This is a genomic window from Streptomyces speibonae (assembly GCF_984686075.1).
On the sequence record NZ_OZ480260.1, the window covers coordinates 8,085,385 to 8,103,960 of the forward strand.

The window sequence follows — 18,576 nt, forward strand, 5'->3', positions numbered from 1 at the left end:
CGTCGAACGGTGGCGGGCTCCGGTCACTGGGCCGAAGGTCCCTGGTGGACGTTCCTTCAGGCCTTGGCGACAGCCCTCGGCGCGGCCTCGGGCCGCGCGCTGCTCACTTCCGTGGCACGACCATGACCGGACACGGTGCGTGATGCAGTAGCGCATGGTTGATCACTCCGAGCTGCAGTCCGGGACGGCCTCGCCGTTGCCCGGCACCGACGATCAGCAGATCCGCTTCCGCCGCTGCTTCCAGCAGTGCCCGCCGCGCCGGCCCCTCAACCACCCGCCGCGACACCGTGGCGTCCGGGCACCGCTTCTCGGGGCCGCGCAGGGCGTCGTCGAGCACCTGCGCGGGCGGGCGATGGTGGGCCTCAAGGGCGTACCACGACCCGGGCGGAGGTTCGGGGGGCGCGCCGAGCGGTGAGCTCCAGGCGTGGACCGCGATGAGCTCGCACCGCCGCACATGAGCCTCACGCAGGGCGTACTCCACGGCCGTGTCGCTTTCCGCTCCGTCCTCCACACCCACCACGATTCTCCCGAACCGGCCGTTTTGGTACTCCTGCGTGCCACGCACGACGACGACCGGGCAGTCCACCCGCGCCGCCACGGCGAGTCCGACCGAGCCCAGGAGGAGTCCGGGCAGCTCCCCGCGCCCCCTGGCCCCGACCACCAGCACGAAGGCCCCGCGCCCTTCGCCGACCAGGGCCGACACCGCGTCGTCGCGCGGTACATCGCTCGACAGCCGCAGGCCGGGGGCGACCTCTGCGGCCCGCTCCGAGGCCGCGGTGAGCGGACCGGACGCGTCCTGACCCGGGGCCGCCGCGTGCACCAGGTGAAGCGGCATCGTGTGCAGGGCCGCCTCGCGGGCGGCCCAGCCGACCGCTTTCAGGTTCGGCTCGGACCCGTCGACCCCCACCACCACGGGCATCGTTGCAGCCATCTCCGGTCCTTTGTTCGACCTCTGTTCGACCTCACCCTTCGAGTCCGGCCGAGATCCGGCCCGCGTGCACGACCCGGGGGAATGCGGTAACTCTCGAAGTGAGTGGTGGCAGGCACCGTGTGGTGTACCGCGCTTCCGAGAGGCCTACCCGGTCACCACCGTTCCAGCTTCTTACGAGATGGAGGCAGGTGCCATGGAGCCAGTGATCACTGGTGCTCTCGACGGCTCACCCGAGAGTCTTTCCGCCGCTCGGTGGGCCGCGGACGAGGCCGAGCGCCGCAACGTCACGCTGCGCCTGCTGCACGCGTGGCCCATGCTGGCGCCGGAACCGGCCAGGACTCCCTCCGAGACGGACCAGAACTACTGGGCGAAGCGGCTGGTGCACAACGCGCAGTCGGAACTGCACAGGCTCCATCCGGGTCTCGCCATCGTCGGGAGTCTGGTGCCGGACGAGGCGCAGGAAGCACTGCTGCACGCGGCGTCGGAGTCCTCCATGACCGTGCTCGGCTCGCGCGGGCTGGAGCTCGTCGAGAGCTACTTCCTCGGCGGCATCAGCATGTCGGTCGCGGCACATGCCGAGCGGCCGGTCGTCCTGGTCCGTGCCGGGACCCGTACGGAAGCTCCGGGGACCGAGCCGGGGGAGACGGCCGAGGTCGTGGTCGCGCTGAAACTGCACGGCCCCTGCGACGACCTGCTCGCGTTCGCCTTCGTCACGTCAGCGGCACGGAACGTGCCGCTGCGGGCCGTACACGGACAGAGCCTGCCCGTCCACGCCTACGTGCCCTGGGGCGTGGACCACGAGGTCGCCGACGACATCAGGCAGGCCGCGCGGAAGAAACTGGACCGGGCCCTCCACTCCTGGCAGGAAAAGTACCCGCGGGTGGACGTGGCCGACGACATCGGACTGCAGAGTCCCGCCCGCGCGGTCCTGCGGTTCGCCACGAACGCCGGGCTGCTGGTCGTCGGCCGGCGCAGGCACCACCGCGTTCCGGCACCCCGACGGGGACCCGTCGCCCAGGCCGCCGTCCATCACGCATGCTGTCCCGTCGCGGTTGTCTCCCATGACTGAGCCGGACGACCGGAGGCGAGCGACGGCAGCCGCGCACCGGACCGACGCGTCCGTGCTCCGTTCGGGCATCGGATCCGGCGGCGGTGTCACGTTTCCCCGCGCGGAGTTGCACGAGACGCACACCGCGATCGTGCTTCTCTTCGGCGATCATGCCTACAAGATCAAGAAGCCGGTCGATCTGGAGTTCCTGGACTACACGGCGGTGGCGGATCGCAGGGCCGCCTGCGAACAGGAGGTCGCCCTCAACCGCCGCTTCGCCGCGGACGTCTACCTGGGCCTGGGAGAGATCCGCCTGCCGCACACGGACGAGGCCGAGCCGCTCGTCGTGATGCGCCGCATGCCGGCGGACCGCCGCCTGTCCCGGCTGGTACGGGATGGGGCCGCCGTGGACGACGTCCTGCGATCCGTGGCGCGTCAGCTCGCCGCACGCCACGCGGACGCTCCCCGGGGCCCGGACGTGGACGCGCAGGGAAGCCGCGACGCGCTGTCGTCGAGGTGGGAGGCGAGCTTCGCTCAGGTCCGTGCCCTGGCCGACGAGATCCCCCTGCCCGACGGCGTCGACGAGGTGGAGCGGCTGGTGCGCCGGTACCTCGCCGGCCGTGAGCGACTGTTCGACACGCGGATCCGGGAGGGACGCATCGTCGACGGTCACGGCGACCTGCTGGCCGAGGATGTCTTCTGCCTCGACGACGGCCCCCGCATCCTGGACTGTCTGGAGTTCGACGACCGCCTTCGACACGTCGACGGCCTGGACGACGCCGCCTTCCTCGCCATGGACCTGGAGCAGCTCGGCGCCCCGGAATCCGCCGTGTACTTCCTCACCCGGTACTGCGAGTACTCCGGGGACCCCGCGCCCCCCTCGCTGTGGCACCACTACGTGGCCTACCGGGCGTTCGTCCGCGCCAAGGTCTCCCTGATCCAGTCACGCCAGGGCGCGCCCGGTGCCGGGGCGGCGGCCCGTCGGCTCGTCACGGCGGCCCTGCGGCACCTGCGCGCCTCAGCCGTCGGTCTGACCCTGGTGGGCGGCCTGCCGGGCAGCGGGAAGTCCACGCTCGCCGGAGCCCTGGCCGACCGCCTCGGAGTGACCCTGCTCAGCAGCGACCGCCTCCGCAAGGAACTGGCCGGCATCCCCGCGGAGCAGTCCGCCGCGGCCGGCTACGGCGAGGGTCTGTACACGCAGGAGTGGACTGCCAGGACGTACGCCGAACTGCTCGACCGTGCGGCCGCCCTCCTGTCCTCGGGGGAGTCCGTCGTCCTGGACGCCACCTGGTCCCACGAGGGGCAGCGCGAAGCGGCCCTGCGCACGGCCGAACGCACCGGTGCGGATCTGGTGGCCCTGCACTGCCAGGTCCCCGGCGACGTGGCGGAGGCCCGTCTCGGCTCCCGCACCGCGGGAGCGTCGGTATCCGATGCGGACAGCGCCGTGGCCGCCGCCATGGCGGCCGAGGAGCCGCCGTGGCCCGAGGCCGTGGCGGTCGACACCGGCGGCCCTCTGGAAGCGGCGGTCGTCCAGGCGTTGGCGGCCGTGCACCCGTGGCGCACGGCCCCGGCGCCGGTCTTCCGCCGCCCTTACATGCTGCCGGACTGACACGACGGGGAGCAGTGCGGGCACCCCCGTGTTGCCCGGGAGCCTCTGGAGGGTGACGGTGGTGAGGAGACGGCGAGCGAGGGAGCGGCCATGCGCGGACTCGTCTATCACGGCCCCGGGCGGACCTCGTGGGACACGGTTTCCGATCCCGTGATCGAGGCGGACACCGACGCGATCGTACGCGTCGACGCGACCACCGTCTGCGGGAGCGATCTGCACATCCGGCGGGGCGACCTCCTCGAGGTGAAGCCGGGAACGGTCCTCGGTCACGAGGCCGTGGGCGAGGTGGTGGAGGTCGGCCGGGGGGTGCGCACCAGGCGCCCCGGACACCAGGTGATCGTCTCCTCCGTGTCGGCCTGCGGGAACTGCCCTCCCTGCCACGACGCGATGTACGGACAGTGCCGGGGCGGTGGCGGATGGATCCTGGGCCGGGAGATCAACGGGACGCAGGCCGAGTTCGTCCGTGTCCCGTTCGCCGACTCCTCCACACACCGCCGGCCCCCCTACCTCCCGCTCGACGAGGCGGTCCTGCTCGCCGAACTCCTCCCGACCGCCTATGAGGTCGGGGTGCGCAACGGACACGTGAGCCCGGGTGACACCGTCGTCGTGGTGGGTGCGGGTCCGGTGGGCCTCGCCGCGGTGGTTCTCGCCCGCCTGTACTCACCCCGGCGGGTCGTCGCGGTGGACCTGTCGCCGTCCCGGCTGGCATCCGCCACCCGTATGGGGGCCCATGCCGCCGAACTGCCCGGGACCATGGTCTCCGACCTGTCCGAGGGGCCCGGCGCCGACGTCGTCATCGAGGCCGCGGGCGATCCGGACAGCTTCGTCCTCGCGACCCGCGTGGTGCGGGCCGGCGGGCACATCGCCAACATCGGCATGCACGGCAAACCTGCCACCCTCCATCTCGAGGCGCTGTGGCGCAAGAACGTCACGATCAGCACGGGCCAGGTCGACACATCCTCCACGCCGTGGCTGCTCGACCTCCTGGCCTACGGACGGCTCACGGTCTTCCCGCTCGTCACCCACCGGTTCCCCCTCCAGCGCATGGAGGACGCCTACGAGGTCTTCGCGCACGGACCGGACACCGGTGCCCTCAAGGTCGTGCTCCACCGCGAGCTGCCGGAACCGTCGCGGTAGCCGGTCAACGTCCGCGGCCGGCGACGGGGTCACCTCTCACGGCCCATGGGAGCACTGCGTCGGTCGCACTCGAGGTCGTGGCGCGGGCGACGCGTCCGGTCGTCGTCGGGCCGACACGGCTGGTGAGACGCAGCAGGTGTTCGGCAACGCAGAGGGATGCGGTCCACGGTGCCGACGCCGCGAAACCGTGCGGTGAGTCAGCGAGTTCTCCGTCGAGGCGGCCCGCGTGAGCGGACCGGCCGGGTCACCCATGCCGGGCATCAGCGGGCGGTGCGCCCGTGGCTGTCGTACGCCACTGCTGCCCCCCTGCGCCGATCCCGTGCCGACGCCCGTGGTCGTCGATGTCCGGAACGAGGGCGGACCGTATCGCCGGATTCCGTCGGACCGGTCGATGTGGCGGTGAACGTCACCCCCGAGCCGCTTCGGCGGGTGGTCACCGGCGGGCGCGCCGGTGGGCCATGAGCAGGCCGAGGGCCACGCCCACGAGGAGCGTGACCGTGAGCACGCTCCACAGCGGGAGCGTGACGGTCGGGACCCAGAGTCTGATGGTGACCGACTCCGTGTTGGCGGCTATGAACCAGATGGCCAGGCCGGCGAGCAGCACAAAGCCGATGGTGCGCAGCCTGACATCACGTCCCTTGACCGTCACGGTAGCCGGACCGTACGCGTGTGCGGTGTTCCGCCCCATGCGCCCCATTGTCCGGCCGCCCGTCCGCATCGGCGACTCGAGAACCGTGTCCTGGGGCACGCCCTGCGATCGCCCACCGAAGCCGCACGTCGGCGGCCGGGATTCACTCCCGGCCGTCCCGGACGACCGCGACCGGACATCGCGCATGGCGCAGGACGGCCTGACTCACCGACCCCAGGAGCAGACCCGTGAACCCGCCCCGGCCCCGCGCACCGACCACGAGAAGCCCTGCGTCCTCACTCGCCCGGATGAGCGTGTGGCGTACCCGCCCGACGACGGGGCGGTGCTGCACCCTGACGTCCCGGTGCTTCTGCTCGTCCCCGGCCAGCGCCGCCTCGATCACGTGCTCCGCATGGTCCCGCAGGTGGCCCCTGTCGTACGTCACGAAAGGGGGGTCCGCCGGTCCGTCGTAGGCGTCCGGGCTGCCGGGCCCGCACACGTGCACCGCGGCGAGACCCACGCCGCGAAGACGCGCCTCGGCGAAGGCGAAGCGGACGGCCGGTGCCGACGAGGGCGCGTCGTCGACCGCCAGCAGCACCGGACCGCCCGGGGCCCGCCGTCCCCGCGCGACCAGCACCGGGCAGCGGCCGTGGGCCGCGAGATGCCCGGCGGTCGAGCCGAGCAGCAGGCCGGCGACGGCGCCTCGGCCGTGGCTGCCGACCACGGCCAGCGCGGCCGTGCGTGATGCGATCACGAGGACGGTCGTCGGCTCGCCCAGCACGACGTCCCGGTCGATCTCGACTCCGGGAACCGAGTCGCGGGCCCGCCGCTCGGCCTCCGCGACGGTGCCGTCGACCAGTTCGCGTATCCCTGTCCCGGCCGGGTTCCACGGCGGGCCGGGGTGCGGAACATGCGCGGACCGGCGTCCGAAGGCGTGCACCAGCCGCAGCCCCGTGTCCCGGAGCGCGGCCTCACGGGCAGCGGTCTCCACCGCTTCCAGACTCGACGGGGACCCGTCCACCCCCACCACCACCGGCTGATCCATGGCAACACTTCCTCGGGGACCCTGCTACCGCTCCTGCTCGTGCGGCACGATGAGGACCGGGCAGCGCGCATGGTGAAGGCAACCCTGACTCACGGACCCGAGCAGCATGCCGCGAAAGCCGCCGAGCCCCCGCGTACCCACCACAAGGCCGAGTGCGTGGGCGGAAGCCGTCGTCAGCTCCTGCACCGGGTGCCCCTTGACGACCTCATGGTGCACGTCCACCCCGGGATGAGCGGCACCGCGCCCGGCCACCGCCTGTGACAGCAGCCGACGGCACTCCTGCACCGCCGCGTCCTCGTCCAGCACCCCGAGCAACGGAGGGTGCCAGACGTACAGCGCGCGCAGGGAGGCACCCCGCAGTGAAGCCTCCTCGAACGCGAGGTCGACGGCGGCGGCCGAGTGCGGGCTGCCGTCGACGCCGACGACGAAGTACGGCGGCCGCTGGGCGGTGTGCTCCGCCTCCTGCACCACGACCACCGGACAGGCCGCGTGGGCGGTCAGCGGCAGCGCGACAGCGGCGGAGCCGAACAGCTCCTGTGCGGTGGCGAGATGCCAGGAACCGACCACGACCTGCGCGGCGTCGCGCGAGTGCTCGGCCAGGACCCATGCCGGGTGCCCCTCGGCCAGCACGGCCGAGGTGTCCACCCCGGGACGGCGCGACTCGACGAAAGAGACCACGCGCCGGAGCACGTCGTCGCCCTCCGTGTGCAGGTCGTCGCGCCACTTCTCCCACGAAGGAGGGCTGCCTTCCAGACGGAAGCCGGGAACCGGCAGGCCCTGGGTGTACACGAGCGTCAGGGGGAGACGGCGCCGGTCCGCCTCGTCGGCGGCCCAAGCGAGAGCCGCCAGTCTGTCCGGATCGGGATCGACGCCTACCACGATCGGCTTGCGTCCGTCGACCGGCATGGTGAACACCTCCAGCGGATCGGTATCGGTACCGCTCACCTTTGTCCGCGAGTGCTTCAGCCAGAGTGGGCCGTGGACGGGATTTCAAACGAGGGCCAACGGTCTCTGCCCGCCTGCGGAGGAAAGGGACCTTTGCCGCGTGGCAGGGCCTGACGGACCTGGGCAGCCAGGGCATCGCGGCGTCTACTCGAAGTGTCCGGTCTTCACACGGTGGAACAGGCCGACAAGGAGCCGAGATGAAAGTGGAAACGCGCTGCGGTCGCACCATCGGCGTCACCCGTTTCGCCCCGTCGGGACTCCCGGCATCCATGGGGCGCGTCGTCGTCGACACCTCCTGTGCACCGTACGACGAAGGCGAGATGTGGGCGTCCCTGACGGCCGAGGAAGCACGAAGCCTGGCCGGGCTGCTGCTGTACCAGGCGGCTGCCGTGGAGCGGGAGCCCGTGGGCCCGCCAGGAGCGGCCGAGGTGACGCCGATCTCGGGAGACGCCTTCGAGATACGGGTCCGCGGCCACGTCCTGACGGTCGACCAGCCGTTGACCGACGGGGGAAAGGACACCCCCCCACGCCGGTGGAGCTCTTCGTGGCAGCGGTCGCCTCCTGCGCGGCGCACTACGCGGGGCGCTTTCTCGACCGCCACGGTCTGACACGCGAGGGCCTGTCGGTGCGAGCGGAGTACCGCATGGCGGACGACCGGCCCGCCCGGGTCGCGGGTCTCGCCCTGACGGTGCAGGCGCCCTCCTTGCCACCCCGGCGGCTGGCCGCGCTGCGCGCGATGGTCTCCCACTGCACGGTCACCAACACCCTGGCGCAGGCACCGGACGTCGAGCTGGAGGTCCGGTGTTCCTCCGGCGAGGCGGTGGCTGAGACTTCGCAGAAGGTCCAGGCCTGACGTCTGCCCTGTGAGATACGGGACGGGCCGACCTCAGGGACCGGGGCGGAGTTCCCCGGCTGTGCCTGCCGCCCAGCTTTCGACGGCCTCCCAGTCCCGGAAGTCGCCGAAGCGTCCGCCCACCAGGCGGAAGAACACGCGGCCGGAGCGAGGGAGCTGGTCGCGTCCGACGACTCCGGAGAACAGTCCGTGACCGCGGAACCGCAGATCCGGCTGCAGGCCGTTCTCGACAGCCTGCAGCTCCTTGGGAGCCAGACCGCGCCACGGACCGCGCGCAATGCGGCCGGCATCCCCACGCTGAAGATCCACACGGGCCGGGAGCCCAGCACATCCAGGTTGTCCCGTACGAACTCACTGGCCGGAGGAAGCCAGCTCTGCCCGTGCACGGCGCTGCCGAGGACGAACATGCGGTACGCGTCGGCGTCCTCGACTTCCTCCAAGGGCCTGGCCTCGGCCGTCAGGCCCGCACGGCTCAGTACGGCGGCCATCCGCTCGGCGATCGTCCGGATGGAGCCGTGGGCGGTCGCGTAACCGACGAGGACGTCCATGACGAGCACCTCCTTGTGGCGTGTCCGCCGCCGAGTGACGGCTTGCTGTGGGGAGACCCACCGGCCGACCGCAGCGACGGGCGGACGAGGGCGGCCGTCACGGCGACTCCGGTGGTTCCCGTGGTTCTCGGCCACGGCGGCCGAGCCGGAAGGGCGGGTCCACGTCGGTGAGCCAAGCCGCGCGGGCGGCTCCTGCGGCCCCCGGTGGGCGCTCGTCCCGGTTCCGCCGTCGAACCCGGTGAGGCACGGGCGCCGAGCGACCGGACACCGGAGAAGGGTTCCACCGATGCCGTGGTTCCCAGTATCGGTGCGGCCGCGGCGGCATGGGCTGAGCGGTGCAGCGAGCCGTGGCGGCCGCTCCGCGGGACGCCCGCCACCGCCTGCCGCGTCTCCCCCGGCATGGCGGCGGCCACCGCCCCGTACGAAGCTGTAGGTGACGGCATGCAGCGAAGGGACCCGGACCCGGCACGAGAGGCGGTGCAGGCGGTGACCATTCCCCTGGTGGTCGGGATCGACGGGTCCGAGGCGAGCCTCGAAGCGGTGGATTGGGCGGCGCGGGAGGCGACACTGCACGCGGTGGATCTGCATCTGCTGTATGCGGCAGGGCGGGGCCAGGAGACGGCCGATGTCCTCGGCGCCGCCACGGGACGTGTCGGGGAGACCGCTCCCACCGTCCCGCTGTCCACCGAAGTGCGGCACGGGGATGCCGCCTCCGCCCTGATCGACCGGGGGCGCAACGCCTGCGCACTGGTGGTGGGTTCACGAGGGCTGGGTGGTCTGTCCGGGATGCTCCTGGGATCGGTCGGTCTGGCCGTGGCGGCACGGGCGGACTGTCCGGTGGTCGTGGTGCGCGGAACGGCCGAACACCGGGGCGCCCGGTTCCGGAGCATCGTCGTCGGGGTCGAGGAGGGGGAGGCCAGCGGCACCGCACTCCGATTCGCGCTCCGCGAGGCCCGTGTGCGGCATTGCCGGCTGGTGGCAGTGCACGCCTGGAGCGCATCGGCCGGTGCTCGTACGGAGCCCCGGACGCCTGCGTGGTACGCCCTGGAAGCCCGCCGACGTCCGCCGGCACAGGTGCTCGACGATGCCCTGCGCGACTCTGCCGCGCCGTACGACGACGCATCCGTCACCCGGCGCGTGGTCGAGGGACCGGCACGCCAGGCGCTGCTGGAGGCGGCGTCGGCGGCGGACCTCCTGGTCGTCGGCGCGCGTCGGCGCAAGGGACACATGGGGCTGCAGTTGGGGCTGACCAGTCACGCGATGCTGCACCACGCGCCCTGTCCGGTGGCGGTCGTCCCCCAGATATGAGCCGGCACTCGCCCATGGACCGGGAGGGACGGCGGGAGCCGGGTCGTGCGGCGGTCGCGGCGGGCCGCAGGCAGTGCGACGGTTGTTGCAGTGGAGTCTCGTGAGCGGCAGAAGAGGAAGGCGGGTGGTGGCCGTGGAACTACCGCTGGTGGTGGGGGTGGACGGCTCGGATTCCAGCCTCGCGGCGCTGGACTGGGCGGTGGACGAGGCGGCGCGGCACGGGGCGCCCTTGCGGCTGGTCCATGCCTCACTGTGGGAACGGTACGAAGGCCGAGTCCCGTCGTTCTCCCGGGAACGTCCCCCCGGCGAGGTCCTCGCCCAGCACATCATCGCCTCCGGAGCGGAGCGCGCCCGCTTGCGCCGTCCCGAGGTCAAGGTGTCGAGCGATGTGCTCCCCGAGGACCCGGTGTCGGCACTGCTGTCGGCCGGGCACGACGCCTGGTCGGTCGTGGTGGGTTCCCGGGGGCGGGGCGAACTGACCGGGCTGACGCTGGGGTCGGTAGGGCTCGCAGTGGCCTCCCGGGCGGCCTGCCCGGTCGTGGTGGTCCGCGGTGGGGAGCGGAACCGGCACGGAGCCTTCGGACGTGTGGTGGTCGGAGTCGGTGATCTGCCCCACTGTCTGGGGGCCGTGCGGTTCGCCCTCCGCGAGGCCGGCGTACGTGGCGCGACCCTCCACGCCGTGCGGGCCTGGCGCCGCCCGGCATCCGGGGACGCGGCCGCCCGGACCGCCGACGACGGGACGTCCGCGCATCAGGAACGCGCGTCGGCCACCCTCGACGAGGCGTTGATCCAGGCGGTGCAGGAGCAGCCGGACGTCGACGTGATCCGCACACCGGTCGAAGGCCCTCCCCGTCAGGTCCTCCTGGAGGCGTCGGCCGACGCCGACCTGATCGTCGTAGGGGCCCTGCGGCGGCACGGCCATCCCGGTCTCCAGCTCGGCAGGGTCGCCCACACCTTGCTGCATCACGCCCCCTGCCCGGTCGCCGTCGTTCCGCAACGAATCTGACCCGCGGGCTCTCGCACGATTCGGTGGGGACAAGGACAGGGGCGGCCGATGCCGGAGTGGACCTGGGAGTACGAAGGGTACGATCCCGCCGCCGAGCGTCTGCGGGAGGCGCTCTGCACGCTCGGCAACGGCTGCTTCGCCACCCGCGGCGCGTTCCCCGAGTGCAGGGCCGGTCTGGTGCACTGCCCGGGTACCTACCGGGCCGGATGCTACAACCGCCTCGAGTCGACCGTGGCCGGACGCCACGTCGTCAACGAGGACATGGTCAACCTCCCGAACTGGCTGCCGCTCCGATTCCGCGTACGGCCGCAGGGCGGGACCTGGGGCCCGTGGCTCACCCCGGACTCCACCCCCCTGCTCGACCACCGCCAGGTCCTGGACCTGCGCCGGGCCCTGCTCACCCGTACGTCGCGCTACCGGGACGGGACCGCGCGAGTGCTCCGGGTCGAACAGATCCGCCTGGTGCACATGGAGAACCCGCATCTGGCGGTGCTGCGGACGGTCCTCACCGCCGAGAACTGGTCGGGGGACGTCGAGGTCGAATCCGCCCTGGACGGCGAAGTGATGAACGCCAACGTCCACCGCTACCGGAGCCTCGACCGGCACCACCTGACACACGTACGCACCGGTGCACAGGAGCCCGGGACGGCCTGGCTGTGCTGCCGGACCAGCACGTCCGGCATCGGGATCGCCATGGCAGCCCGGACCGTCGTCGTCGGGCCGCCCCCCTCTGCTTCGCAGTTGCTCCCCAACCGACGCCGCGCGGTCCACCGCCTGGTGATCCCGCTCGCTCCGGGCCGGCCCGTCGAAGTGGAGAAGACCGTGGCGCTGCACACCTCCCGCGACGCCGCGATCGGCGACCCTCTTGGCGCGGCAGTCGACCGTGTGACCGCGGCCCCGGACTACGCCGACCTGCTGGACTCGCACACCGCCGCCTGGCGGCGGATATGGCGGCGTGCGGACATCCGCATCCCGGGCCAGGCGGGCCGCATCCTGCGGCTGCACCTTTTCCACGTACTGCAGACACTGTCCCCGCACACGGCGGACCTCGACGTGGGTGTGCCGGCCCGGGGGCTCCACGGCGAGGCGTACCGGGGGCATGTGTTCTGGGACGAGCTCTTCGTCCTCCACTGTCTGAACCTGCACTTCCCCGAGGTGTCCCGGGCTCTGCTGAACTACCGTCACCGACGCCTGGACCGGGCCTGCCGGTCCGCCGCCGCCATCGGACGGGCCGGGGCGATGTACCCGTGGCAGAGCGGCAGCGACGGCCGTGAGGAGACCCAGGCGCTGCATCTCAACCCCCGCTCGGGCCGCTGGCTTCCGGACAACTCCCGGCTCCAGCACCATGTCGGCTCGGCGGTCGCCTACAACGTGTGGCAGTACTACGAGGCCACCGGCGACACCGAGTTCCTGTACACCAAGGGTGCGGAGATGCTGGTGCAGATCGCCCGGTTCTGGACGGACAGCGCGGTCTTCGATCCCGCGACGGGCCGTTACCGCATCCGGGGGGTCGTCGGCCCCGACGAATACCACGACGGCTATCCGGACGCCGACCGGCCGGGCCTGAACGACAACACCTACACCAACGTCACCGCCGCCTGGGTCGTCGCCCGCGCCCTGGAACTCCTGCGCCGTCTTCCCGCCTGGCGCCGACAGGAACTGTTCGAGCGCGTCCGGCTGGACGAAGACGAACTACCGGAGTGGGAGGAGGTCTCCCGGCGGCTGTACGTGCCGTACCACCAGGGTGTCATCAGCCAGTTCGAAGGGTACGACGACCTGGCCGAGCTGGACTGGGACGCCTACCGGGCGCGCTACGACAGCATCCGGCGGCTGGACCGGATCTTGGAGGCCGAAGGCGACACGGTCAACCGCTACAAGGCGTCCAAGCAGGCGGATGTCCTCATGCTCGGCTACCTCTTTCCGCCGACAGAGCTGCAGAGCCTCTTCCGCCGCCTCGGACACCACCTGGACGAGGAGATCTGGAGCAGAACCGTCGACTACTACCTGCGCCGCACCAGCCACGGCTCCACCCTCAGTGAACTGGTGCACGGCTGGGTTCTTGCCCGGGTGAGGCGGGCCGAGGCGTGGCAGTACTTCCACGAGGCCCTGGAGGCGGACGTCGCCGACGTCCAGGGCGGTACGACGGGGGAGGGCATCCATCTGGGGGCCATGGCCGGCACGCTCGATCTGGTCCAACGGGGCCTGACGGGACTGACGCCCCGCCCAGACGGCCTGTCGCTGGATCCGGTGCCGCTGCCGGCCCTGTCGGAGTACGGGTTCGCCCTGAGCTACCGCGGCCACTGGGGCATCGGCCTGCGCCTGCACAGCGGGCGCTTGGAACTCGCGGTACCGGATTCGGAGGAGTCGCCGGTCCGCGTGGTCCTGGCCGACCGGGCCGTCACCGTCGCTCCCGGAGAGACCTGCATGCTCCAGCTGCCGACGGACTGACCGCCCGCCATGATGAGAACGTCGACGTGGACCCCACGCCGACCGACCCGGCGCCCGAAGACAGCCGAACGCCCTCGTGTCGCGGGGGCCGTGAGAGGAGGCGGACCGTCGTGGCGAAGAACGTGCTGGTCGCCTACGGGACGACGAACGGATCGACGGCGGAGATCGCCGAGGCGGTCGCCGGAGTCCTGCGCGAGGAAGGGCTTGCCGCCGAGGCGCGGGCTGCCGGGTCCGTCGCGAGTGCCGCGTCCTACGACGCGGTCGTGGTCGGCGGCGGACTGTACGCCGGCCGCTGGCACCGGGACGCCCGCCGTTTCGTCCGCCGCCACGGCAAGGAGCTGGCCGGACGTCCGCTGTGGCTCTTCAGCAGCGGGCCGCTCGACGCCTCCGCGGCGGAGCGGGACATACCCCCCGTGCCCTGGGTGCAGAAGGCCGTGGTCCGCCTCGACGCGCGGGACCACGTCACCTTCGGTGGCTGCCTGCGCGAGGGCGCGAAGGGCTGGGGCGCCCGGATGATCCTGCGCGGCGGAAAGGGCGGGGACTTCCGCGACTTCGGCCGGATCGAGGCATGGGCCGCGGGAATCGGCCGCGAGCTGAAGAGCGGCTGACGGCGCGGTCAGGGAGCAAGGGAGAAGTAGCTCTCCTCCTCCTGCGTGAAGTGCAGCCGCAGCACGGTGTGCAGACCGTAGAGACTGGCACGCAGGTCCTCGATCTGCTCGGGCTCCAGCGCGCCCTGTGCGTCGGCGAGCGCCAGGTGGGCGGCCACCCGCCCGGAGAGCCGCTCGATCTCGGCGTGGGCGCGGCTCATGGTCGCCGTCGCCTCCGGCCCGCCGAGCACCGGTTCGAGAGCCGGATAGAGCTGATGTTCCTCAGCGGCCTCGTGCGGCAGCAGCCGCTCGGTGAGCAGCCGGTCCACCTCGCGCACCGACTCCAGGGCCTGCCCGTCCCCGCCGGGACCCGAGAGCCGGGCCGCGGCGTCACGCACGGCCTGCAGCACGTCCTGCAGATCCTCGTGCTCGGCCGCGAAGCGGCGGATCAGGGCCTCGGCGGCGGGTTCGAGGGCCGGCCGGGCGCCCTGGTCCACGCGCAGGGCGCGCAGTGCGTTGAGGATGACCGCCACGTCGATGCCCTCCTGCAGCAGCGCGCCGACGGCCGGGGGCAGCAGCCCCACGGCGGCCGCGCCCATGGCCACCAGCGACAGGACCATGCCGCCCAGGGCGCTCTGCACGGCGATACGGCGCGACCGTACGGCGATCGACGTGGCGTCCGCCAGCCGGTCCACGCGGTCGGTGGTCAGGACGATGTCCGCGGCCTCGGAGGAAGCGGTGGAACCCCGCGCGCCCATCGCCACGCCGACGTCCGCGGCGGCGAGCGCGGGCGCGTCGTTCACCCCGTCGCCGACCATGACGGTGACGGCGCGCCCGCGTTCCGCGCGGACCGCGGCCACCTTGTCGGCCGGGGTCAGTTCGGCCCGCACGCCGTCGAGGCCCAGGACGGCGCCGATCTCGCGGGCGGGTTCGGGCCGGTCGCCGGTGAGCATCACGATCCGGTCGATGCCGGCCGTGCGCAGCCGCCGCAGGGCGCGTGGCGCGTCGTGGCGCAGAGGATCCCGCAGCATGACGGCTCCCGCGGGAACACCGTCGACGGTGAGCCAGGCGACGGCGGCACCGTCCAGCACCGCCCGGTTCTCCGCGGCCCGCGCCCATTCCGGGACCACCGCCGTGGGCTCCAGACGGCCCACGGCCGTCCTGCGGCCGTCGACCACGCCGTACGCGCCCCGGCCGGCCTCCTCCGACACATCCGTCGCCATCGACGGCTCCAGCCCACGCGCACGGGCCGCGTCGACGATGGCGTGGGCCAGGACGTGCGGCGAGTACTGGTCCACCGTGGCCGCCAGCCGCAGCACCTCGGCGGGTTTCCAGCCGGGGGCCGCGGTCACGTCGACCACGCGCGGACGGCCGCCGGTGAGCGTGCCGGTCTTGTCGAGCAGCAGCGTGCGGGCCCGCCCCAGGCGCTCCAGCGCGCCGCCGTCCCGGACCACGACACCCAGCCGGGAGGCCCGGGACAGACCGGAGACGATCGCCACGGGAGCGGCGAGCAGCAGCGGGCAGGGGGTGGCGACCACCAGCACCGCCACGGCCCGCACCGCGGAACCGCTCAGCAGCCAGGCCAGCCCGGCGACCGCCACCGAGAGGGGCAGGAACCAGGCCGCGTAGCGGTCGGCCAGGCGGACGACGGGGGCCGCTTCCGCGCCCGCCTGCCGGGCGAGGCGCACGACCCCGGCGTAGGTGCTGTCCTGCTCGGTCGCCGTGGCCCGCAGGTCGAAGGCTCCGCCTGCATTCACGACTCCGCTGCGCACCGTCTGCCCGGGCTTGCGTTCCACGGGTGCCGACTCGCCCGTGAGCACCGACTCGTCCAGGACGGCTGCCGGGCCCGCCACCTGACCGTCGACGGGGACGACCTCGCCCGCGCCGACGACGAGAAGATCCCCCACGGCGACCTCGGAGACGGGAACGGGGCGGACCTCATTGCCGGTGCGCCGACGGGCGGTGCGGGGCGTGTGCGCCAGCAGCGCACGCAGGTCGTGGGAGGCGCGCCGCTGTGCGGCGGCCTCCAGTGCGCGCCCGGTGGCCAGCATCAGACCGATCAGGGCACCGGCGAGATACTCCCCGACGGCCAGGGTGCCGCCGAGGGCCAGGACCGCGATGAGGTCCACCCCCGCGTGGCCGCGCCGCAGCGCGGCCACCACCCAGCCGATCGCGGGCGCGACAGCGAAGGCCGTGCCCAGCGCCCAGCACACGTCGGCGGCATCGCTGTGGCCCAGCAGCCGGAGGACACCCCCCGCGATGAGCGACGAGGCCGTGACTGCCAGGAGGACGAGTTCCAGCCAGGACGTCCCCTCCGGCGCCGTGGCGGGCCCCGGCACCGGCTTCTGTGAGCCGGCCCGGCGGGTGTCGTCGGCGGGATGGGCGTGGATCATGGCATTCCTCACTGGTCAGCGGTTCCCGACGAGGCAGCTGGGGACGGTCACTCGACCGGTTGCATCTCCTCACCTCGTGTCCAGGGTCCGACGGTCGACGGGGCGTATCCAGGGACGTAGGGGGCCCCGCTTCCTCGTTCGGCCCCGCCCTCGCCGAGGCGGGTGGACGGACGGCGCGGAGCGCGACGAGGAGGGGCCGCCACCCGGTCGGGGCCGCCGGCGTCAGTGACGGGCGGCTGTTCCCCGCACCACGGCGACCGGACAGTGGGCGTGATGCAGCAGCGCCTGGCTGACCGATCCCAGCAGCAGCCCGGCGAAGCCGCCGCGCCCCCGTGCCCCGACCACCACCAGCCGGGCGGTCCGGCTCGCCTCGATCAGTGCCTCGCGGGTGGGACCGCGCACCGTCTCGTGCTCGACGGTGACATCCGGGTGCCGTTCCCGGTGCCCGGCCAGTGCCTCCGACAACAGACGTTCCTCCTCCTGGCCGAGCGCTTCGGCCGGGTTCGCGTACGGCTCGGTCGGATTTTGCGGGGCGGGCAGCGGTGCGTTCCACGTGGTCCAGGCGTGCAGCGCGATCAGGGTGGTCCCGTGCAACTCGGCCTCTTGGAAGGCGAATTCCACCGCCTTGTCGCCGGCAGGGGAACCATCGACGCCCACCACGACCGGACCCTCCACGCGGGCCCCTTCGCGCACGACGAGCACGGGGCAGCGTGCGTGCGCCGCGAGATGCACCGCCGTCGAACCCACCATGAGCCCGACGAACCCGCCCATCCCTCGGGATCCGACGACCACCAGATCGGCGGCACGCGACTGCGCCTCCAGCACCGTCAACGGCTCTCCCGTCACCACCGCGTGCGACACCGCCACCTCCGGCGCCGCGGCCCGGGCACGCTCCACCGCCTCCGCCACCAGACGATCGACCATGTTCTGCATCCCGCCCTCCGGCGGCCCCAGAGGCGACGGGCCCAGGGGAACATGCATGGTGGGCCAGAGGAAGGCGTGCACCACCCTCAGGGCGGCCGTCCGCAGCCGGGCCTCCCGCGCGGCCGCCTCCACCGCGGCGAGACTCGACGCCGACCCGTCCACGCCGACGATCACCAAACCACCCACTGTGCCTCCCGTGTCCAAAGCGTTCTCGCTCCCTCCAGACTCACCCCGGCGACCGCCTGGTGCCATGGGGCGTACGACCCGCCCCACAGGGCCATGCGGGTACACGCATGGCCCTGTGGGCGCCATCCGGTGTCCGCGTCCGGTGTGCGAGAAGAGGCGGGTGGCCGTCGGAGCGTGAGCCGGTGCGGCAGACGGACTCCAAGGTCCTGCTGCTCCGGGCACAGCGGGACGCGGAGACGCCGGATCGGGCCGAGGCCCCGGCACTACGGGGTCATGTCTCCGTGCCGACCCGGGTGCGCAGGTTGTGGAACTGGCGGGTCTGCATGATGAAGTGTGCGGGTTCGCCGAGCGTCACGTCGAAAGGCCGAGTGAGCCACCGGGGGTGGCCCCGACCGCGCGTGCGGACCACCAGACGCGTCTCACCGAAGGGCGCGGGTCGCAGGTGGAAGCCCCAGATCCCGTCCAGCCGCCCCCGTGGCAGAGGATCGGTCCGCGGGTCGAATGACCGCCCTCCGGAGAGGTCCAGGCCCGAGCGAAGCACCAGAGTCCGGTTCGGCTCCAGCAGCGCCACGGTGAACCAGTACTTTGCGTCCCGGGATGCCTTGAGCCGTTGGCCCTCGTCCAGCTTCTGCCACTCGGGCGCGATGCGGTCCGCGCTGGGGTGTCCGTAGTGGTCCAGCCAGTCCCAGCTGTACCAGCCTCCGCGGTCGTACCCCATCTGCGCCAGCCAGGGCCAGACCTGCTCCGGCGGTGCCGGAAGGTCGGTGGCCATCGTCGAGGTGCCATCGGGGTCGGGCACCAGTTCGTCGCCGGGGTACGCGCGAGCGGTTTCGTCCTGCGTCGCACCCCAGGTGAGCAGCCTCGGCCGGCACCGGAGCGTGTAGAACGCCAGCGTTGCGGAAGCTGTCACCAAGGGGAGCAGGCCGGCTCCCGTTCGCCGGTGTGGTTGCTTCTCGGACATCCTGTCCTCCCTGGTCGCC

Annotated in this window: 15 protein-coding genes and 1 pseudogene; 8 read left to right on the forward strand and 8 right to left on the reverse strand. The window is 72.7% G+C overall.

What is annotated here, in order from left to right; all coding sequences use genetic code 11:
- Window positions 1-103: 103 nt before the first annotated feature.
- Window positions 104-931 carry a universal stress protein gene (locus tag AC5L3C_RS36070; protein ID WP_493653320.1) on the reverse strand — a complete coding sequence of 276 codons (828 nt, stop codon included), beginning with the start codon at window positions 929-931 and terminating at the stop codon, window positions 104-106.
- Between the two features lie 193 nt (window positions 932-1,124).
- Between AC5L3C_RS36070 and AC5L3C_RS36075 the strand changes: the two genes are divergently transcribed.
- The 3 genes from AC5L3C_RS36075 to AC5L3C_RS36085 all read left to right on the forward strand — a co-directional run bounded on the left by AC5L3C_RS36075 (window position 1,125) and on the right by AC5L3C_RS36085 (window position 4,725).
- The gene (locus AC5L3C_RS36075; RefSeq protein ID WP_493653321.1) at window positions 1,125-2,000 is read left to right on the forward strand and encodes a universal stress protein; all 876 of its coding nucleotides are present in this window, start codon (window positions 1,125-1,127) and stop codon (window positions 1,998-2,000) included.
- Between the two features lie 106 nt (window positions 2,001-2,106).
- Window positions 2,107-3,588, forward strand: a complete 1,482-nt coding sequence (locus tag AC5L3C_RS36080; RefSeq protein ID WP_493654178.1) for a bifunctional aminoglycoside phosphotransferase/ATP-binding protein — start codon at window positions 2,107-2,109, stop codon at window positions 3,586-3,588.
- A gap of 90 nt (window positions 3,589-3,678) precedes the next feature.
- Entirely contained in the window at window positions 3,679-4,725 is a 1,047-nt protein-coding gene (locus tag AC5L3C_RS36085; RefSeq protein ID WP_493653322.1) for an alcohol dehydrogenase catalytic domain-containing protein, read from the forward strand.
- Between the two features lie 433 nt (window positions 4,726-5,158).
- On the opposite strand, the gene AC5L3C_RS36090 is transcribed toward AC5L3C_RS36085, so the two are convergent.
- The 3 genes from AC5L3C_RS36090 to AC5L3C_RS36100 form a co-directional block, all read right to left on the reverse strand.
- The gene (locus AC5L3C_RS36090) at window positions 5,159-5,374 is read right to left on the reverse strand and encodes a lipopolysaccharide assembly protein LapA domain-containing protein (RefSeq protein ID WP_493653323.1); all 216 of its coding nucleotides are present in this window, start codon (window positions 5,372-5,374) and stop codon (window positions 5,159-5,161) included.
- A 142-nt stretch (window positions 5,375-5,516) separates the two neighbouring features.
- On the reverse strand, window positions 5,517-6,398 hold the full coding sequence (locus AC5L3C_RS36095) for a universal stress protein (protein ID WP_493653324.1): 882 nt from the start codon (window positions 6,396-6,398) through the stop codon (window positions 5,517-5,519).
- 24 nt (window positions 6,399-6,422) lie between these two features.
- Window positions 6,423-7,304 carry a universal stress protein gene (locus AC5L3C_RS36100; protein WP_493654179.1) on the reverse strand — a complete coding sequence of 294 codons (882 nt, stop codon included), beginning with the start codon at window positions 7,302-7,304 and terminating at the stop codon, window positions 6,423-6,425.
- Between the two features lie 583 nt (window positions 7,305-7,887).
- On the opposite strand from AC5L3C_RS36100, the gene AC5L3C_RS36105 reads away from it, so the two are divergent.
- Window positions 7,888-8,196, forward strand: a complete 309-nt coding sequence (locus tag AC5L3C_RS36105; RefSeq protein WP_493653325.1) for an OsmC family protein — start codon at window positions 7,888-7,890, stop codon at window positions 8,194-8,196.
- 338 nt (window positions 8,197-8,534) lie between these two features.
- Here AC5L3C_RS36105 and AC5L3C_RS36110 read toward each other — a convergent pair.
- Window positions 8,535-9,332: pseudogene (locus AC5L3C_RS36110) on the reverse strand (flavodoxin domain-containing protein); the annotation flags it as partial.
- On the opposite strand from AC5L3C_RS36110, the gene AC5L3C_RS36115 reads away from it, so the two are divergent.
- From AC5L3C_RS36115 to AC5L3C_RS36130, 4 genes are all read left to right on the forward strand, one after another.
- The gene (locus AC5L3C_RS36115; protein WP_493654180.1) at window positions 9,231-10,052 is read left to right on the forward strand and encodes a universal stress protein; all 822 of its coding nucleotides are present in this window, start codon (window positions 9,231-9,233) and stop codon (window positions 10,050-10,052) included. The pseudogene AC5L3C_RS36110 and the gene AC5L3C_RS36115 overlap by 102 nt on opposite strands.
- Window positions 10,053-10,185: 133 nt before the next feature.
- Window positions 10,186-11,058: a universal stress protein gene (locus AC5L3C_RS36120; protein ID WP_493654181.1), complete on the forward strand. Its 873-nt coding sequence runs from the start codon at window positions 10,186-10,188 to the stop codon at window positions 11,056-11,058.
- Between the two features lie 48 nt (window positions 11,059-11,106).
- A complete protein-coding gene (locus AC5L3C_RS36125) occupies window positions 11,107-13,506 on the forward strand; it encodes a glycoside hydrolase family 65 protein (RefSeq protein ID WP_493653326.1) in 2,400 nt (799 codons plus the stop codon).
- Window positions 13,507-13,616: 110 nt separating this feature from the next.
- On the forward strand, window positions 13,617-14,114 hold the full coding sequence (locus AC5L3C_RS36130; RefSeq protein WP_493653327.1) for a flavodoxin domain-containing protein: 498 nt from the start codon (window positions 13,617-13,619) through the stop codon (window positions 14,112-14,114).
- Between the two features lie 8 nt (window positions 14,115-14,122).
- On the opposite strand, the gene AC5L3C_RS36135 is transcribed toward AC5L3C_RS36130, so the two are convergent.
- From AC5L3C_RS36135 to AC5L3C_RS36145, 3 genes are all read right to left on the reverse strand, one after another.
- A complete protein-coding gene (locus tag AC5L3C_RS36135) occupies window positions 14,123-16,486 on the reverse strand; it encodes a heavy metal translocating P-type ATPase (RefSeq protein WP_493653328.1) in 2,364 nt (787 codons plus the stop codon).
- A 222-nt stretch (window positions 16,487-16,708) separates the two neighbouring features.
- Window positions 16,709-17,596, reverse strand: coding sequence for a universal stress protein (locus tag AC5L3C_RS36140; protein WP_493653330.1), 888 nt, complete (start codon window positions 17,594-17,596; stop codon window positions 16,709-16,711).
- A gap of 271 nt (window positions 17,597-17,867) precedes the next feature.
- On the reverse strand, window positions 17,868-18,506 hold the full coding sequence (locus tag AC5L3C_RS36145) for a hypothetical protein (RefSeq protein ID WP_493653331.1): 639 nt from the start codon (window positions 18,504-18,506) through the stop codon (window positions 17,868-17,870).
- Window positions 18,507-18,576: the final 70 nt, after the last annotated feature.

Bases quoted from the DNA above. Each gene is read 5' to 3' on its own strand.
- AC5L3C_RS36070 (WP_493653320.1), bottom strand. From the start codon at position 931: ATGGCTGCAACGATGCCCGTGGTGGTGGGGGTCGACGGGTCCGAGCCG.
- AC5L3C_RS36075 (WP_493653321.1), top strand. From the start codon at position 1,125: ATGGAGCCAGTGATCACTGGTGCTCTCGACGGCTCACCCGAGAGTCTT.
- AC5L3C_RS36085 (WP_493653322.1), top strand. From the start codon at position 3,679: ATGCGCGGACTCGTCTATCACGGCCCCGGGCGGACCTCGTGGGACACG.
- AC5L3C_RS36095 (WP_493653324.1), bottom strand. From the start codon at position 6,398: ATGGATCAGCCGGTGGTGGTGGGGGTGGACGGGTCCCCGTCGAGTCTG.
- AC5L3C_RS36100 (WP_493654179.1), bottom strand. From the start codon at position 7,304: ATGCCGGTCGACGGACGCAAGCCGATCGTGGTAGGCGTCGATCCCGAT.
- AC5L3C_RS36125 (WP_493653326.1), top strand. From the start codon at position 11,107: ATGCCGGAGTGGACCTGGGAGTACGAAGGGTACGATCCCGCCGCCGAG.
- AC5L3C_RS36135 (WP_493653328.1), bottom strand. From the start codon at position 16,486: ATGATCCACGCCCATCCCGCCGACGACACCCGCCGGGCCGGCTCACAG.